Below are 15081 nucleotides of genomic sequence, written 5' to 3'. Positions count from 1 at the left end.
GTCTCCTAGACGTCGTGCTGTAGCCGTTTGACAAAAAGTTTGGTCCGTTCCTGCCGGGGTGCGCGCAGCACCTCGGCAGCGGGACCCCGTTCCACCACCACGCCGCCATCCATGAAGATGACCTCGTCCGCCACGTGCTGGGCGAAAGCAAGTTCATGGGTCACGATCACCATGGTCCAGCCCTCTTCAGCGAGTTCCTTGATGACGCCCAGGACGTCTCCCACCAATTCGGGGTCCAGCGCGGACGTAGGCTCGTCGAACAGGAGCAACTGGGGCTTGAGGGCAAGGGCCCTGACAATGCCCACACGCTGCTGCTGTCCGCCGGAGAGCTCAAAAGGGTATGCGTCGCGCTTGTCGGCAAGGCCAACCCGTTCCAGCAGGCGTTCGGCTTCGGCGATGGCTTCGGCACGCGGCCGCTTCTGGACCTGGACGGGGCCCTCGATAATGTTCTTCAGGACCGTCATGTGCGGGAACAGGTTGTAGTGCTGGAAGACCATGGCGCTCCGGTCCCGCAGTGCGGCGATCTCCTTCTTGCCAACTTTGGCATCGAAGTCGATGGCCAGACCGCCCGCGGCATCACTGTCCCCGAAGGTGACCGTGCCGCCGTCGGGAATTTCAAGGCCGTTGAGCGAGCGCAGGACGGTGGTCTTGCCTGAGCCTGAGGGACCGATCAGGGCTACCACCTGGCCGCGGCGGATATCGATGTCGATGTCCCGCAGCACCACGTTGCTTCCGAACGCCTTGGCGAGGTTCCTTGCTTTCAGGACAGACGTAGCGCTCGGCTCCGGGATGGATTCGTTAGTGGGCGACATAGCGGTCCAATCTCTTTTCCACGGCGGACTGCGCGGTGGAAAGGACCAGGCAGATGACCCAGTAGACCAGGGCTGCCTGCAAGTAGAGGATCAGGAACTCGTTGCTGAACGCCGCAATTTGCTGGGCGTTGCGGAAGAGTTCGGTGACCAGGATCAATGATGCGAGGGACGTGTCCTTCACCAGTGAAATAAAGGTGTTGGACAACGGCGGTACTGACACCCTTGCGGCTTGGGGGAGGATGATGCGGACCAGGGTCTGCGGGCGCGACATGCCGATGGTGTGGCCGGCTTCCCACTGGCCCTTGGGCACGGACAGGATGGCGGCGCGGATGATCTCGGCCGCGTAGCCGCCCACGTTCAGGGAGAACGCGATGATGGCGCTGGGCCAGGGATCCAGCCTGACCCCGATGCTGGGTAGCCCGAAGAAAATCACGAAGAGCTGCACCAGCAGGGGCGTGCCTCGGATGACCGATACGTAGAAGCGCCCCAGGCCCGAGAGAAACCAGTTGGGGCTCAGCCGCAACAGTGCAACCACCAACGCCAAAACCAGCCCGAAGGCGAACGAGGCAAGGGTCAGGGGTATGGTGCCCGTGACGGCGCCGGTAATGATCGGCCCGAAGGAACTCCAGATGAGGTCCCAGTTCATTTATTTGGTGACATCTGCGCCGAAGTACTTATCCGAAATCTTCGCAAGGGTGCCATCGGCCCGGAGATCGGCCAGCGCCTTGTCCACCGCTGCGGTGAGCTCGGTGGACCCCTTGCGGAAGACAAACGCACTCTCGGTCTTCTCCGGCGCTTCCGCCGCGACCTTCAGTCCGGAGTCGGGAGTGTTCTTGGCGTAGTCCAAGTAGGTGAGTTTGTCGTTCACGGTGGCATCCACGCGTCCCTGCTGCACCAGGGTGGCGGACTGCGCCCAGCCCTCAACCGCCTGGACATTGGCGCCGGCTTCAACGGCCATCTTGTAGAAGTTGCTGGTCAGCGATTGTGCCGTGGTCTTGCCCTTGAGGTCCGCGAAGCTGTTAATGCTGGTGTTGTCCGACTTGGTCACCACCACTCCGGTGGAGACGGTGTAGGGCGTGGAGAAGTCGTATTTGGCCTTGCGCTCGTCATTGATGGAAATCTGGTTGGCGATGGTGTCGAAGCGCTTGGAGTCCAGCCCGGCGAAGATGCCATCGAACTGCGTTTCCTGGAACGAGGCCTTCACGCCGAGTTTCCCGGCCACGGCCTGGGCGATCTCGACGTCGAATCCGGTCAGTTCGCCTGCGCCGTCAGCATGGAAGCTGAAGGGACGGTAGGTACCCTCGGTGGCGATCACCAATTCACCTTTGGACTTCACATCTGAAAGGGACGTGTCGCCGCCTGACTGTGCGGGCGTGGACCCGCCACCGCACGCAGAAAGTGCAAGGGCGGCCGAGGCCAGCGTAGCTGCGAGGACAGAGCGTCGGGTGCGAAGGCTGTTCATGGAGCCATCTTAGCCACCGTAAGGAACCTTGCTGGGTGTGGGGCCGCCGGCGACCGGCAACAGGGGCGTTAAAAAGGCTGAGTGGGGGCGGTCCCCAACAGCCCGCCACCACTCATCCCCCCAATTGTGTTCACGTGGGCGCCACATCCACCGGAAACCCGTTCTCTGATTCCGGTGTCAGGCTGCAACCGCGTTCACACATTCATGATTGTGCCACGATCTAATGGTTTTGTGAAAGTCTTACGCCGAGAGACGTCGTTTTCGGCGCGAATAGGCTTTCGAGAACCAGATCCCGGCCAACCCAATGGCCGTGGCCAGCACTGCGGAGTAGTTGATCAGCGAACGCAACCACAGGTGGACCAAGGGGATCAGGGGGAAGAGCTGGGAGATCAACAGCAGGGCCAGGCCGAGGAAGAGCAGGGCTGAGGCACCCCTGAGCAAGGCAGGGTAGCGGCCAACGATGGTCCGCCAGATCGCAGGCAACAAACAAGCCGACACATAGCCGGGATAAAAGCGCCCCAGCGCCGCGTAGGCCTCCATCGAGGGTCCCCACGTCAGCCCCGTCATGCCCACGGTGGAACCGCGTGTGTCCGTGATGACGAAGAAGAAAATGGTCAGCGCCACGGTGAATCCCAGGACGGTCAGCCCCCAGGGGCCGCGTATGGCGCGGACGGCTGACTGCGAGCCGAACCCCATGGCGATCTTGATGCCCATGAGCAGGAACGTTCCGTAGAGCAGGAACCGCAGGACCAGGTTAGTGACGTTGATTCCGCCCAAGAGTGCGTCGATGGCAAGGTAGGGCCCCTCGATGCTGAGGAGGATGTCCAGGGTGATCAACGCGAAGATGTAGAAAACCACCCGGTTCTCGCCCCGGATCAGGCTTGGGATCCGCGCAAGCGTAATTGCCAGGCAAACAACCAGCGTCACCCAAGGCAGGACAGCCGTCATCCGAGGTTCTCCCATATTCGTTCAGTACGTTCGTGGTCTTGTTCCTGGCGGCGCAGTGTCTTACCGAGGGCCAGGAGCCGTTCGCCGGCCAGGGTTACCAGTTCGCTTTGGGACATTTTGTCCAGCGCCTCCTGCCGGGCATTGGGTGGCCATCCGGCCTCGGCTTCGGTGATGAGCCCGCCCGCCACCAGTCCTCCGGCCGGTCCCACTCCTGCTGCCCGTGAGGTGGCGATGGCGAGTTCTGGTGGAAGCCTGTTGGCCGTCAAATGTGCCGAGAAATTTTGCGGGGCGATCCCCGTGGTGTCGCTGACCCGGTGGCGTAACTCGCCGTCGTCGATTGCGTCCACCCAGTTCCGCACCGACGTAGGGTGCGGTGGTTCGGAAAGGTGGCCAGCGGGCGCGGAACCTGGTTCGCTTCGGTCCACTACCGCGCGCAGCAAATCGATGGTGGCGATCTGGCTCACGAGTTCGCAGCCCGTGGGCGGGACCGGCGCGCCGCGGAGTTCGGAGTAAAGATCGAAAGTGGACAGTGCTTCCACGGGGCTCAGCTGGAAGCCGCGGCTGATACTCACCAAAGTGGACTCGGCAACCTTGCCGCGGACCAACTGCTGGGCCAGTGTTGTCCGCTTGATGCCGGCGATCCTGCAGACGTCAGCTGTGCTGGCATCGGGCGCAACGCCGTGAAGCCAGCGCTGGAACGCCTTGGACTGTAAGGGCATGTGGAACTTTCCGGGAAGGGTCGCGGGGCAGGACAGGAGTAGGCCGTAAGTGGGAGTACGAATCGATTTTACGCGGACGCCACATTGAATTATGCTTGATGCTTGAACCCGTTGGTCCGTACACCCCCCAAGTCCGGACCAACGGGTTTTTCCATGCCTGCGGGAATCGCGGCCTGAATTCCTGCGTTTTCCCTGCTGGAGGATACACAAATGACAGCAACCTTGGTGGCCAAGAATCTTGCCGGTGGCCACGGCCATCGAACACTCTTTTCCGAACTTTCCCTGACGGTGGCTCCCGGCGACGTTGTCGGCGTCGTCGGCGCGAACGGTGCCGGTAAATCCACGCTGCTGCGCATCATTGCCGGCGTGGACCAGCCCCAAGCGGGCAGCGTCAGCCTGGCGCCGTCGGACGCGTTTGTTGGCTGGTTGCCGCAGGAGCACGAGCGCACTGCCGGCGAAACAATCGGGGCCTACATTGCCCGGCGCACCGGCTGCGCCCAAGCAACGACAGAGATGGAATCCACCGCAGAGGCCCTCGGCTCCGGGGCTCCCGGCGCCGATGACGCCTACTCCCTGGCCTTCGACCGCTGGATGGCGTCAGGGGCAGCAGACCTGGAAGACCGTATCCCGGCCGTGCTGGCGGACCTCGGGCTGGAGCTTGGCGCAGAGGCCCTCATGACCGGACTTTCCGGCGGACAGGCCGCGCGCGTGGCATTGGCTGCATTGCTGCTCAGCCGCTTCGACGTCGTCCTCCTTGACGAACCCACCAACGATCTTGACCTCGACGGCCTGGCCCGCCTGGAGGCTTTCGTCCAGGGCCTGCGCGGCGGCGTGGTGCTGGTGTCCCACGACCGTGAATTCCTGGCCCGCTGCGTCACTACCGTGGTGGAACTGGACCTCGCCCAGAATTCCGTGGCCGTTTATGACGGCGGATACGAGGCCTTCCTCGAAGAGCGTGCAGTAGCCAGGCGCCACGCCCGTGAACGCTACGAAGAGTTCGCCAACACCAAGGCAGACCTGGTGTCCCGCGCGCGCACCCAACGGGAATGGAGTTCCCAAGGCGTCCGGAACGCCATGAAGAAGAACCCGGACAACGATAAGATCCGGCGCGCCGCGAGCAGCGAATCCTCGGAAAAGCAGGCCCAGAAGGTCCGCCAGATGGAGTCCCGGATTGCCAGGCTCACCGAGGTCGAAGAACCTCGCAAGGAATGGCAGCTTCAGTTCAGCATCGGCCAGGCACCCCGCTCCAGTGCCGTCGTCGCCACCTTGCGTGACGTCGTCGCGCGCCAAGGTGACTTCACGCTGGGACCGGTGAACCTCCAACTCAACGGCGGCGAACGCATCGGCATCACAGGACCGAACGGGGCCGGCAAGTCGACGCTCCTGCGCCTGCTGCTGGGAACGCAGGAACCGGACGACGGCGATGCCTCCATGGGCGCCTCCGTCGCCATCGGCGAAATCGACCAGGCGCGTGGACTGCTCGACGGCGGGCAGCCGCTCGGAGATGCAGTGGAAGCCGTGCTGGTGGACTGGAACAGTGCGGATGTCCGGACGCTTTTGGCCAAGTTCGGCCTGAAGGCGGACCACACCGCTCGGACAGTGGATTCGTTGTCCCCGGGGGAGCGGACCCGTGCTGCCCTGGCCCTGCTGCAGGCCCGTGGCGTCAACCTTCTGGTGCTGGACGAGCCCACCAACCATTTGGACCTCCCTGCGATCGAGCAGCTTGAAGAGGCGCTGGAAAGCTACGAGGGCGCGCTCTTGCTGGTCACCCATGACCGCCGGCTGTTGGAAAACGTTCGGCTCGATTCCCGCTGGCACCTCGAGAACGGCCAAGTCCAGGAACTTCACCACACCCCAAGCCAGGAGAAATAACCATGAGCATGGACCGCGTGGCCTGGAGCTCGCTGTACAACATCACCACTGCCAAGAGCGGATCGAAACCGTTCTCCAAGGAAACGCTGAAGCGCGTTATGGCTTTTGCTGCCCCGCACAAGGCCAAGCTCATTGCCTTCGTGATCGCTTCCATCGCAGGTGCTTTCCTGGCTGTTGCGACGCCCGTGCTGGCAGGTCAGGTAGTTGACGCCATCATCGCCAACGCCGGTGTTGGAACGGTGATTTGGCTCGCCGTCCTGATCGCCATCGTCGCCGTAGGCGAGGCCGGTGTGGGGCTGGTGACCCGCTGGCTGTCATCCATCATTGGCGAGGGCGTCATTGTGGATCTCCGCACCCGCGTCTTTGACCATGTGCAGCGCATGCCCATTGCCTTCTTCACCAGGACCCGCACCGGTGCCCTGGTCAGCCGACTGAACAATGACGTCATCGGAGCGCAGTCCGCCTTCGCCGGCACGCTGTCCGGAGTGGTCAGCAACGTGGTGGCTTTGGCCCTCACACTTGCGGTCATGCTGAACACGTCATGGTTGGTGACCGTGCTGGCCATGGTCCTGCTGCCCATCTTCCTGATCCCTGCCCGGCGCATGGGCTCCAAGTTGGCGGACCTCCGCCGTGAGGCTGCTGCGCACAACGCGGCCATGGGTACGCAGATGACCGAGCGGTTCTCCGCACCGGGTGCCACCCTGGTGAAGCTGTTCGGCCGCCCCGACGAGGAATCCCGGGAATTCGCTGCCCGCGCGGGACGGGTGCGGGACATCGGTATCCGGACTGCGATGCTGCAGTTCACCTTCGTCACGGCACTGACCCTGGTGTCGGCGTTGGCTCTTGCCCTGGTCTACGGACTCGGCGGCTGGCTGGCCATCGGCGGGCAACTGGCGCCCGGTGACGTGGTGGTCCTGGCGCTCCTGCTGACCCGCCTCTACGCTCCGCTGACTGCGCTGTCCAACGCCCGTGTGGAAATCATGAGCGCGCTGGTCAGCTTCGAGCGGGTGTTTGAGATCCTGGACCTGCAGCCCCTGATCACCCAGAAACCGGACGCCGTGGAAGTTCCGGCCGGACCGGTGGCCGTGGAGTTCGACGACGTCCGCTTCTCCTACCCTTCCGCGGATAAAGTGTCCCTTGCCTCGTTGGAAGAGGTGGCAACCCTGGACACCCGGGGCGGCGAGGAAGTCCTGCACGGGATCAGCTTCAGGGTGGAACCCGGCCAGACTGTGGCCTTGGTGGGCTCCTCGGGTGCGGGCAAGTCCACAGTGGCCCAGCTGCTCTCGCGTTTGTACGACGTCGATTCAGGCGCCGTGCGCCTTGGCGGACAGAACCCCGGAACCGGTGTGGATGTCCGCGATCTAAGTTTCGATTCCCTGCGGGACACGATGGGCATGGTGACCCAGGACGGCCACCTGTTCCACGAAAGCATCGCGTCCAACCTGCGCCTCGCCCGTCCGGATGCCACCGAAGACGACATGTGGGATGTGCTCCGCCGGGCACGCCTGGAACCGATGATCCGGTCATTGCCTGACGGCTTGGAAACCGTGGTGGGGGAGCGCGGCTACCGGCTCTCCGGCGGTGAACGCCAACGCCTCACCATTGCCCGCCTCCTGATCAAGCAGCCGCGGGTTGTGATCCTCGACGAAGCCACTGCGGCCTTGGATTCCACCAACGAAGCCGCCGTGCAGGCGGCCTTGGGCGAGGCGCTCGAGGGGCGTACCGCCGTCGTGATTGCGCACAGGCTGTCCACCATCCGCGCGGCGGACGCCATTTTGGTGGTTGAGGACGGCAGGATCGTGGAACGCGGCACGCACACCGAACTGCTTGCGGCAGAGGGAAGGTACGCCGAGCTGTATCAAACCCAATTCGCCGAAGCCACAGCGGTGGCCCAGGAAGCCGTCCCGGAGCTGTAGCTGATCTGCTACCTACTTGGGCGTGGTCAGCAGCGGGATGACGTGGTCCGTCAGCAGGGGCGCAAGGTCCGTGGGCAACGGCCCGTTCAGGTCCAGCCAACGAATCTCGGCGATCTCCGCCGAAGGGTGCGCCTCCCAGGTTCCGGGAGCGGTGAAGACTGTGGCCTCAATGTTCGTTGCTGCTTCGTTGGCGGCCACGGCAAGCCAGACACCAAGGGGCTGGAGCCGGTCCGCTGCTACTTCGATGCCGACTTCTTCAGACAGTTCCCGCGAAGCTGCTTCAACCGCTGTTTCGCCGGGCTCGGGCTTGCCGCCCGGATGCATGAACTTATCCGTCCCGCGCTTGCGAACGGTGAGCAGGTGGCCTTCGTCGTTGTAGACGCAAACGGCGCTGACCACGATGAGGTCCGTAGTGGTCACCATTGCCTCCCGGCGTTGAGTCGGACCAGGTGCGATTCCAGGAGCAAATCCTTGGCGGGCCCATGGACATCCCACGTAAAGCTGAACGAATCCGGGCCCTCAAGGACGTAGTTGACGCGGTAATCGTCGGGATCGCACCAGTGCTTGTCCTGGTTGCGCTGCTCAGAGAAGCTCATGATGTGGAAGGGCCTGCCGTCGGGAAAGAACACGTCCATCGAATCCGTGGCGGCGCCTGGTGTGAGGACATACTCGCGGAAAGCCGGGCCGGAATGGGTAGGCCAGTGCATGGTGCCGTCTTCGCGGTAGTCCAGGCCGCCGTCGGGGTTCAGTGCATAACGCACGACGCCGGTAAAAGTACCGCGGGTGCCGGAGGCCCGGTCCAGGAGTGTCCGCTCCACAGTCCAGCTGCCGGCCAAGTAGGCCTGCAAGTCCTGGATGGGTTCCTGGTGGTTCAAGTGCCCTCGATTGGAATCGAACCAACGACACCGGCTTTAGGAGAGCCGTGCTCTATCCACTGAGCTACGAGGGCCTGTGTGTCCATGGCTCTGAATCCCACTGCTGGAGCTCGAGGGCCCGGACACGACTACAAGCATACAAGCTGCCGGGGCGCTGCCCGAACACCGCTAGGCTGGCGACCATGAAAGGGCACTCGACTGCAGCAGCACCGGCCGGATCGTTCCTCCCCAACCTCCGCAGCGTCAGGGCGAACATCGGCGGCTGGGCGCAGCTGAGCGTCGTCCAGTACTTTGTGGCCGAAGCCGCCGTGATCCAGGCCTGGGCAGGTCCGGAGCCCTACAGCAGGGCCACTGGCTACATCAGCGACCTGGGAGCCATCTCTTGTGGCGTGTACGAGGACAGGGCCGTCTGCTCGCCCTTGCACTTGCTGATGAACGCCTCCTTCGTGGTCCAAGGACTGGGCCTGATCCTGGGGGCGCTCTTCCTGACCGCCGGGCTCCTGTGCGTAGCAGCGCGACCCGGTGTTGCTGCCCGGCGTTTCCGGTCCGTTGCAGCCGATTCCGCTCCAGCCCGCGTGCTGACTGTGCCGTGGATCCTGGCCGTCGCGATCCGGATCCTCACCGGAGTTGCCGGCGTAGGAACCGTCCTTGTTGGGTTGGTGCCTGAAGACCTCGACTCGCCATGGCATTTCGCAGGTGCCCTGATGTTCTTCATCGGCGGTGGATTCGCCCTGCTGCTGTTGGGCGTCCTGTGGTTCCGGCAGACTCCGGTCAGCTGGTTCCTTGCCCTGTGCGGCCTGGTTTGTATCGTTGGGCTCATCATTGGTGGGGTCACCGGGATGGAAGTTGCCCTGCCCGGCCTTGTGGAGCGGCTGATGGGGTACCCGGTGACCATCGGGTTGGCAGCAGCCGGGCTGGTGATCGCCCAGCGGGTGCACACGGAACGGAAGGCAATACGGTTGGGCTGAGGGGGGCCCTGATGCACGCAGAAGCGAACAACTGGTGCGCCGGACCTTGGCGGGGTCTATTCTGGCGCTATGACGACGGCGGCCGGTCCGCGCGGCAGTGACCGCGGGCTTCTGCCCGACCTCGCCGGGAGACGCGAGCTGGTTGGGGGATGGGCAGCGATCGCGCCCATCCACTACTTCATTGTGGAAGCCGTGGCGATAGCTGCGTGGCTGGGCAACCCGGGCTATGAACGGCGGGCACACGTCATCAGCGATCTCGGTGCGGCCCACTGCGGACCTTTCAACGGGTATGAAGTCTGTTCCCCGCTCAATTGGTTGATGAATGTCTCGTTCGTGCTTCAGGGCGCAGCCATGATTCTGGGCGCCGTGTTGGTCAATACGGCCGTGTTGTCCATCGCGGCCGAGCCGGGCGCGCGGGTCATCACTCCCCGGATGGCCTCGGAGTCCCGCAGGGCAGCGGAGTCCATTCCCTGGCTCGCGGCCGGGGTTGTGCGGGCGCTGATCCTCGTGGCGGGCATAGGCCAGGCAATGGTTGGGCTTGTTCCCGAAGACACGGACCTGGCGTTGCACCTGGTCGGCGCGGGCATGTACTTCATTGCCGGGCCACTGTCCTTGGCGATCCTGGGCGTCGTGTGGAGGAGGCATACGCAGATGTCCTGGTTTGTCCTCGTGTGCGGTGCGGTGTCCCTGGGAACCACCATCTACATCCTTGCAGTGGGGCTGCGCGTGGAGGAACCGGGTGCGATCGAACGGACCATGGCCTATCCGATCATCATGGGGTTATCCATGGTGGGCCTGGTAGTGGCACGACGGGTGACGAAGCAAAGGAAAGCTGTCAGGGCTGTGGTGCGTTCTTCCGTCCCAGGAACACCGCAGCCACGCCGCACAGGAGGCTGATGAGGAACAGCACCCACGACGCAACGGTGAGCGAAGAGGCCAAAGCCACCGCACCGGCGTCGGGCGTGTCCGTGGACAGCATGGAATCGATGGCCACATTGGACCACAGGTGGGCCACCGCGAACAGCAGCGGAGCAGCCCACATGGCCCAACGCCATGACTTCCGCGCCACATTGGTGCCGATCAGCAGCAGCCAGCTGAAGCCGAAGATCAGCGGAAACAGCGTGCCGGCAGTCTTGTGGACGTAGTTGAGCTGGCCGCGCGCGGACTCATCCATGGCATCGCGGAGCTGCGAGACGTAGTCCTGTGAGAAGCCGCCGATCAGCGAGTCCGGCATCGCCAGCCCGCCGGAGAGCTGGGTCATCTGGTTCAGGGTCAGCAGGTGCAGGTACCAGAACAGGAACAGGCTGGCCACGACGCCCGCGATCACAATGAGCTTGGAGTTGCTCTGCGCCTTTTGCGGGGTGCGCTGGGTGGTGGTGTTGATCACGGGAGGCAAGGTGTGATCGGGAACCACAGCCTTTGCTCCGTGCTTCTTGATGCGCTGCGCTGGTGTCTTGGCCATGTCATCCATTATCCCGCCACATAAGCTGGAACCATGACCACCGGCAGGCACACCGCAACTGAACTCGATCCTTCACTCGACGACTACCAACTGGCAAGCGCGCTTGTCCGCGAGGCAGGCCAACTGGCGCTGCTCATGCGGATGGGCGGCTTGCAGGGCGAACGCAAGACCTCGGTGTCCGACGTCGTCACGGCGGCCGATCACGCTGCAGAGGCATACGTCCTGGAACAGTTGCGGCGCTGCCGCCCCGAGGATGGCATCCTCGGGGAAGAAGGTGCGTCGGTGGCCGGAACAAGCGGCCGGACCTGGGTGATCGACCCCGTGGACGGCACCTACAACTTCCTGCACGGCTCCACGTACTGGTGCTCGGCCATTGCCCTCAAACGGGACGATTCAGACCACGGGGGCACCGCGGTTGTTGATCCGGACGTGCTGCTTGGCGCCATCTACCAGCCCGAATTAGACAAGCTTTGGCTTGGCGGCGGGGAACACCCCGCGACGCTGAACGGAGAACCGATCTCCGGCTCCGGCGACCGCTCCGTCAGTGAAATCAGCGCAGCTACCTACATCCACCCCACGTGGCTGGCGGACCCCCGCACAGCCATGCCGTGGCACGCTGCCGCGATCACTGCCGCGTCCCTTCGTATGTTCGGGTCCGGCTCCTGCGACCTTGGCCGGGTTGCCGACGGCGAACTCGGCTGCTGGTTCCAGCACAGCTGCCCCGAATGGGACTGGCTCCCCGGTAAGGCGATTGTCCGTGCCGCAGGCGGGGACACCGCCGTCGTGAAGGTCAACGGACTTAACTGGTTCGTCGCTGGAGGCCCGACGGCGGTGCGCGAGTTGAGCGCGGCGCTCACCTCTGTTCCCCAATTTGCCTAGGTGCTGAAACCGGGTTAACCCCTTCGGGTACCCCTGCGAAGCTCCACTGTTTGCCCTTGTTATTTTGCACCGGGGGGCGTTTGCCCCCACGGTCTCAGCTGCAGGCAAGCCTTGTCCTGCAGCGTTCGCAAGGGGGAAGTACTTGAACAGCAAGAGCAAGCTGTGGCCCACCGCCGTCGGCGTTACCGCCGTCTCGGTTCTGGCCATCGGCCTCGTGGCCGCACCGGCAGCCAACGCAGCACCCACTGACGTCATTTCGGTCGGCAGTGGACAGATCATTGATGGCTCAGTCCTGGCCATCCCGAACTTCGCCGGCCTCGCAGCCAACGGCGCAGCCAAGGCCGAGCAGATCGGCACGCCGCCGTCCGGCCCGGCCATCATCGAAAACACCACCCCGCTGGATCTCAGCGCGGTCTTCGGCGTAGTCAACGTCGGTGCGGGCAACATCCCGCTCCTTCAGGACAACGGCATCATCCAGGTTGGTGCGGTCAGCCAGTACGGCAAGGCCGTCAACGACGGTTCCTCCGAAGCATTCTCGGGCACTGTCTCCGGCGCTCCGGGTCTGGTAACCCTGCCCGGCGGCCTTCCGACCTCGGGCGACCCGGCCATTCCGGCAGCCCGTATCTCGGCCGGCACCGCAGACATCCTTGGTGGCACCGACCTGGTCAACCTCCAGCTCGACATCACCACCCTCGCGGCAGCAGCCAAGAAGGACCAGGGCGCAGCACCCCAGGGCGCCTACGCCCTTGCCGGTGTTTCGGCTGAGGTCGGCGGCACAGTGGTGGGAGGCGTTGCAGGCACCGTCAGCACCGCGATCAACACAGCCAACCTCGTCCTGACCCCGCTCGGCGTGACGGTTGCCAACCCGGTGGCCGGCGGCACCATCGCCATCACCGAAGCTGACCTCCTGGCCGCGGCAGGCGTTGCGGACCTGAATTCCCTGGCGCCTGGAACGGATTTGGTTTCCTTCCTGCCCCAGGCCGTCGCCACCAAGCTGACCACCCTGGTCAGCAGCACCCTGGCAACTGCCACTGCTGCCGTGAATGGCCTTGGCCCGATCGCCCAGCTCACCGCCGGACCTGCCCTGGCAGTCCTGACCGCGGCACTTAACGGTGTTGTCGCAGGCGTGGCAACCACCATCGTCACCCCGCTTGGTTCAGCCCTGACTGCTTTGGTTTCGGCCAAGGTCAACGTCCAGGAAACCGCACCGTCGGGCGCCTTCACCCAGCGCGCCCTGCAGGTCGGTATTGCCGGGGGCGCCATTGCCACCGTCAACCTCGCCAACGCAACTGTTGGTCCCAACCTTGACGCAGCGGCGATCCCGCTGGTCAACGCCGACACCATGGCCATCAGCGGTGGCGTGGCCCTCCTGGCACTGCTCACCTGGCTGTTCGTTCGCTCGCGCCGCCGGTCTGCGGTAGCTGCTGCCTGATCGCCTTGAGCGCATCAAGCATCAGCGAAAGGAGAACTCCTTATGTACGGCCATAACTGGACTGCAGGCGGCACAGCAGCCGGCGGTACCGCCCTCGCTGTCACCGGAGCCCCCACCCTTGGGTGGGTCATCCTGGTGGGTGTTGCCTTGCTGATCACCGGCTTCGTGGTCCTGCGTAACAGCAGGCTCAAGGCTGCGAAGCGGGATGCGGGCCCTAACCCGTAGCACCACCGGGGGGGGGGGGGGGGGCGCCCCGCGCCCGCCCCCCCCCCCCAAATTTTTTAAACACCCCCCCCCCCCCCCCCCCCCCCCCCCGCCACCCTTACTCTTTTTCGAACAGGCCTCCCCGGCCACGCCCCAAGCATGGGAAGTAAATGTCGGTACTCGAATCCGCGCAGGCGCTGGCTTTTGTGCTCCTGGTGGTTTTTCTGTCATATATCCTCGTGATCCTGGTGCCGTTCCTGCGGCGCAAACCCGATCCCGAGGGCGATCCCGGCTCTTTCTCCTGGCATGTGTTCATTCCATGCCGTGACGAGGAGGTGGTCATTGGGAAAACGCTGGAGCTGCTCCGTGCGAAGTTTCCCGAAGCCCATGTCTGGGTAGTCGATGACGACAGCGACGATGCCACGGCGGCCATTGTTGAAGCGGCTTCGGACCGCGACAGCATGATCCACCTGGTCCGACGCCGGCGGCCACTGGCCCGCACCGGCAAGGGGGACGCCCTCAACGCCGCCTACCGGACCCTGGACGGATGGCTGCCCGCCGACGTCGACCGTTCCTCGGTGATTGTCCTGGTGGTCGACGCCGATGGTCACCTTGCCGACAACGCCTTCCGGCAGGCGGCCGGTCCCCTCGCGTTCGGCGACGCAGAGGTCGGCGCCGCGCAAACCGCCGTGTTTATGTCCAACCTGGAGGACCCCGAACTCAAGGGTGGCCAGGGGCTCGACCGCATCAAGAAGGCCTTCGGCCGCTACCTGGTCCTGATGCAGGACATGGAATTCCGCACGACCATCGCAGCAATGCAGTCCCTCCGGCGCCACACCCTGACCGTGGGGCTGGGCGGAAACGGCCAGTTCACCCGGCTGTCCGCCCTGGACGCCATCGCCAGGACGTCGGGACAACCGTGGCACGGCGCGCTCCTTGAAGACTATGAACTCGCCATCCACATCATGCTGGGCGGCTACAAGACCGTGTATATGCACGACACCCACGTGGCGCAAGAGGCACTTCCGGACCTCCGCCGCCTCCTGACCCAAAGAACACGCTGGTGTCACGGCGGCATGCAATGCAGCACCTATTTGAAGCGGATCTTCGAGTCGCCGTACTTCAGCAATGTTGGCGCGATCGAATCCAGCTACTTCCTGATCCAGCCGTTCATCCAGATTGTTGGCCTGGTCCTGTGGCCGACGCTGTTCGTCACCATGGTGGCCCAGGGCGCACTGACCATGGGCAGCTTCGCAGCCTGGATTTCCGCGGCCTGGTTCATCATTCCGTTGATCTTCGCCACCGGCGTGCTGCCCTTCGCCCTGTGGGGACTGGTGTACCGGCGGCAGGTGACGCCGGAAAAGAACTTCATGATGGGCGTGGTGTGGGGCCTTGGCTATTGGCTCTATATGTACCAAAACTACGTGACGGTGCTGCGGGCAACGTACCGCCTCATCACGGGCCGGCAGGGCTGGGCAAAAACCCGCCGTAACCACGAGTCCGACGTCAAACTCCTAGCGAAGGAAGCCTAG

General features: G+C 64.1%; 16 protein-coding genes and 1 tRNA gene. 8 read left to right on the top strand and 9 right to left on the bottom strand.

Annotation, left to right across the window (positions count from 1 at the left end):
• Positions 1–5 precede the first annotated feature (5 nt).
• From LN996_RS06390 to LN996_RS06370, 5 genes are all read right to left on the bottom strand, one after another.
• A complete protein-coding gene (locus tag LN996_RS06390) occupies positions 6–812 on the bottom strand; it encodes an amino acid ABC transporter ATP-binding protein (protein WP_231339596.1) in 807 nt (268 codons plus the stop codon).
• Entirely contained in the window at positions 799–1458 is a 660-nt protein-coding gene (locus tag LN996_RS06385; protein ID WP_231339595.1) for an amino acid ABC transporter permease, read from the bottom strand. Before LN996_RS06385 ends, LN996_RS06390 begins: the two co-directional genes overlap by 14 nt.
• Positions 1459–2274, bottom strand: coding sequence for an amino acid ABC transporter substrate-binding protein (locus LN996_RS06380; RefSeq protein WP_231339594.1), 816 nt, complete (start codon positions 2272–2274; stop codon positions 1459–1461). It lies immediately after the preceding gene.
• Between the two features lie 240 nt (positions 2275–2514).
• Positions 2515–3222 carry a hypothetical protein gene (locus LN996_RS06375; RefSeq protein ID WP_231339593.1) on the bottom strand — a complete coding sequence of 236 codons (708 nt, stop codon included), beginning with the start codon at positions 3220–3222 and terminating at the stop codon, positions 2515–2517.
• Positions 3219–3941 carry a hypothetical protein gene (locus tag LN996_RS06370; RefSeq protein ID WP_231339592.1) on the bottom strand — a complete coding sequence of 241 codons (723 nt, stop codon included), beginning with the start codon at positions 3939–3941 and terminating at the stop codon, positions 3219–3221. The genes LN996_RS06375 and LN996_RS06370 overlap by 4 nt, the downstream gene beginning before the upstream one ends.
• 210 nt (positions 3942–4151) lie before the next feature.
• Here LN996_RS06370 and LN996_RS06365 point away from each other — a divergent pair, with 210 nt between their 5' ends.
• Positions 4152–5813, top strand: coding sequence for an ABC-F family ATP-binding cassette domain-containing protein (locus LN996_RS06365; RefSeq protein ID WP_231339591.1), 1662 nt, complete (start codon positions 4152–4154; stop codon positions 5811–5813).
• Positions 5814–5815: 2 nt separating this feature from the next.
• A complete protein-coding gene (locus tag LN996_RS06360) occupies positions 5816–7729 on the top strand; it encodes an ABC transporter ATP-binding protein (RefSeq protein WP_231339590.1) in 1914 nt (637 codons plus the stop codon).
• A gap of 12 nt (positions 7730–7741) precedes the next feature.
• On the opposite strand, the gene LN996_RS06355 is transcribed toward LN996_RS06360, so the two are convergent.
• The 3 genes from LN996_RS06355 to LN996_RS06345 all read right to left on the bottom strand — a co-directional run bounded on the left by LN996_RS06355 (position 7742) and on the right by LN996_RS06345 (position 8678).
• Positions 7742–8152: an NUDIX domain-containing protein gene (locus tag LN996_RS06355; protein WP_231339589.1), complete on the bottom strand. Its 411-nt coding sequence runs from the start codon at positions 8150–8152 to the stop codon at positions 7742–7744.
• Positions 8146–8604 (bottom strand): DUF6314 family protein, encoded by a 459-nt coding sequence (locus LN996_RS06350; RefSeq protein WP_231339588.1) that lies wholly within the window; start codon positions 8602–8604, stop codon positions 8146–8148. The genes LN996_RS06355 and LN996_RS06350 overlap by 7 nt, the downstream gene beginning before the upstream one ends.
• 1 nt (position 8605) lies before the next feature.
• Positions 8606–8678 (bottom strand) — tRNA-Arg (locus tag LN996_RS06345).
• 108 nt (positions 8679–8786) lie between these two features.
• Between LN996_RS06345 and LN996_RS06340 the strand changes: the two genes are divergently transcribed.
• A complete protein-coding gene (locus LN996_RS06340) occupies positions 8787–9572 on the top strand; it encodes a DUF998 domain-containing protein (protein WP_231339587.1) in 786 nt (261 codons plus the stop codon).
• A gap of 69 nt (positions 9573–9641) precedes the next feature.
• Positions 9642–10469, top strand: a complete 828-nt coding sequence (locus LN996_RS06335; protein ID WP_231339586.1) for a DUF998 domain-containing protein — start codon at positions 9642–9644, stop codon at positions 10467–10469.
• Here LN996_RS06335 and LN996_RS06330 read toward each other — a convergent pair.
• Positions 10408–11034 (bottom strand): hypothetical protein, encoded by a 627-nt coding sequence (locus tag LN996_RS06330; protein ID WP_231339585.1) that lies wholly within the window; start codon positions 11032–11034, stop codon positions 10408–10410. The genes LN996_RS06335 and LN996_RS06330 overlap by 62 nt on opposite strands.
• Positions 11035–11067: 33 nt before the next feature.
• Between LN996_RS06330 and LN996_RS06325 the strand changes: the two genes are divergently transcribed.
• From LN996_RS06325 to LN996_RS06310, 4 genes are all read left to right on the top strand, one after another.
• The gene (locus tag LN996_RS06325) at positions 11068–11913 is read left to right on the top strand and encodes an inositol monophosphatase family protein (RefSeq protein ID WP_231339584.1); all 846 of its coding nucleotides are present in this window, start codon (positions 11068–11070) and stop codon (positions 11911–11913) included.
• Between the two features lie 142 nt (positions 11914–12055).
• Positions 12056–13345 carry a choice-of-anchor G family protein gene (locus tag LN996_RS06320; RefSeq protein WP_231339583.1) on the top strand — a complete coding sequence of 430 codons (1290 nt, stop codon included), beginning with the start codon at positions 12056–12058 and terminating at the stop codon, positions 13343–13345.
• A 42-nt stretch (positions 13346–13387) separates the two neighbouring features.
• Positions 13388–13570, top strand: a complete 183-nt coding sequence (locus tag LN996_RS06315) for a hypothetical protein (protein WP_231339582.1) — start codon at positions 13388–13390, stop codon at positions 13568–13570.
• A gap of 149 nt (positions 13571–13719) precedes the next feature.
• A complete protein-coding gene (locus LN996_RS06310; RefSeq protein WP_231339581.1) occupies positions 13720–15081 on the top strand; it encodes a glycosyltransferase family 2 protein in 1362 nt (453 codons plus the stop codon).

The sequence above is a fragment of the Arthrobacter sp. AK01 genome, from assembly GCF_021109375.1.
GTDB lineage: Bacteria > Actinomycetota > Actinomycetes > Actinomycetales > Micrococcaceae > Arthrobacter.
This window is presented reverse-complemented; position numbering and strand designations above follow the sequence as displayed.

What these genes read in the sequence shown, in the direction of transcription:
- LN996_RS06390 (WP_231339596.1), bottom strand. Translation starts at nt 812, where the DNA reads ATGTCGCCCACTAACGAATCCATCCCGGAGCCGAGCGCTACGTCTGTC.
- LN996_RS06385 (WP_231339595.1), bottom strand. Translation starts at nt 1,458, where the DNA reads ATGAACTGGGACCTCATCTGGAGTTCCTTCGGGCCGATCATTACCGGC.
- LN996_RS06380 (WP_231339594.1), bottom strand. Translation starts at nt 2,274, where the DNA reads ATGAACAGCCTTCGCACCCGACGCTCTGTCCTCGCAGCTACGCTGGCC.
- LN996_RS06375 (WP_231339593.1), bottom strand. Translation starts at nt 3,222, where the DNA reads ATGACGGCTGTCCTGCCTTGGGTGACGCTGGTTGTTTGCCTGGCAATT.
- LN996_RS06370 (WP_231339592.1), bottom strand. Translation starts at nt 3,941, where the DNA reads ATGCCCTTACAGTCCAAGGCGTTCCAGCGCTGGCTTCACGGCGTTGCG.
- LN996_RS06365 (WP_231339591.1), top strand. Translation starts at nt 4,152, where the DNA reads ATGACAGCAACCTTGGTGGCCAAGAATCTTGCCGGTGGCCACGGCCAT.
- LN996_RS06360 (WP_231339590.1), top strand. Translation starts at nt 5,816, where the DNA reads ATGAGCATGGACCGCGTGGCCTGGAGCTCGCTGTACAACATCACCACT.
- LN996_RS06355 (WP_231339589.1), bottom strand. Translation starts at nt 8,152, where the DNA reads ATGGTGACCACTACGGACCTCATCGTGGTCAGCGCCGTTTGCGTCTAC.
- LN996_RS06340 (WP_231339587.1), top strand. Translation starts at nt 8,787, where the DNA reads ATGAAAGGGCACTCGACTGCAGCAGCACCGGCCGGATCGTTCCTCCCC.
- LN996_RS06335 (WP_231339586.1), top strand. Translation starts at nt 9,642, where the DNA reads ATGACGACGGCGGCCGGTCCGCGCGGCAGTGACCGCGGGCTTCTGCCC.
- LN996_RS06330 (WP_231339585.1), bottom strand. Translation starts at nt 11,034, where the DNA reads ATGGCCAAGACACCAGCGCAGCGCATCAAGAAGCACGGAGCAAAGGCT.
- LN996_RS06325 (WP_231339584.1), top strand. Translation starts at nt 11,068, where the DNA reads ATGACCACCGGCAGGCACACCGCAACTGAACTCGATCCTTCACTCGAC.
- LN996_RS06315 (WP_231339582.1), top strand. Translation starts at nt 13,388, where the DNA reads ATGTACGGCCATAACTGGACTGCAGGCGGCACAGCAGCCGGCGGTACC.
- LN996_RS06310 (WP_231339581.1), top strand. Translation starts at nt 13,720, where the DNA reads ATGTCGGTACTCGAATCCGCGCAGGCGCTGGCTTTTGTGCTCCTGGTG.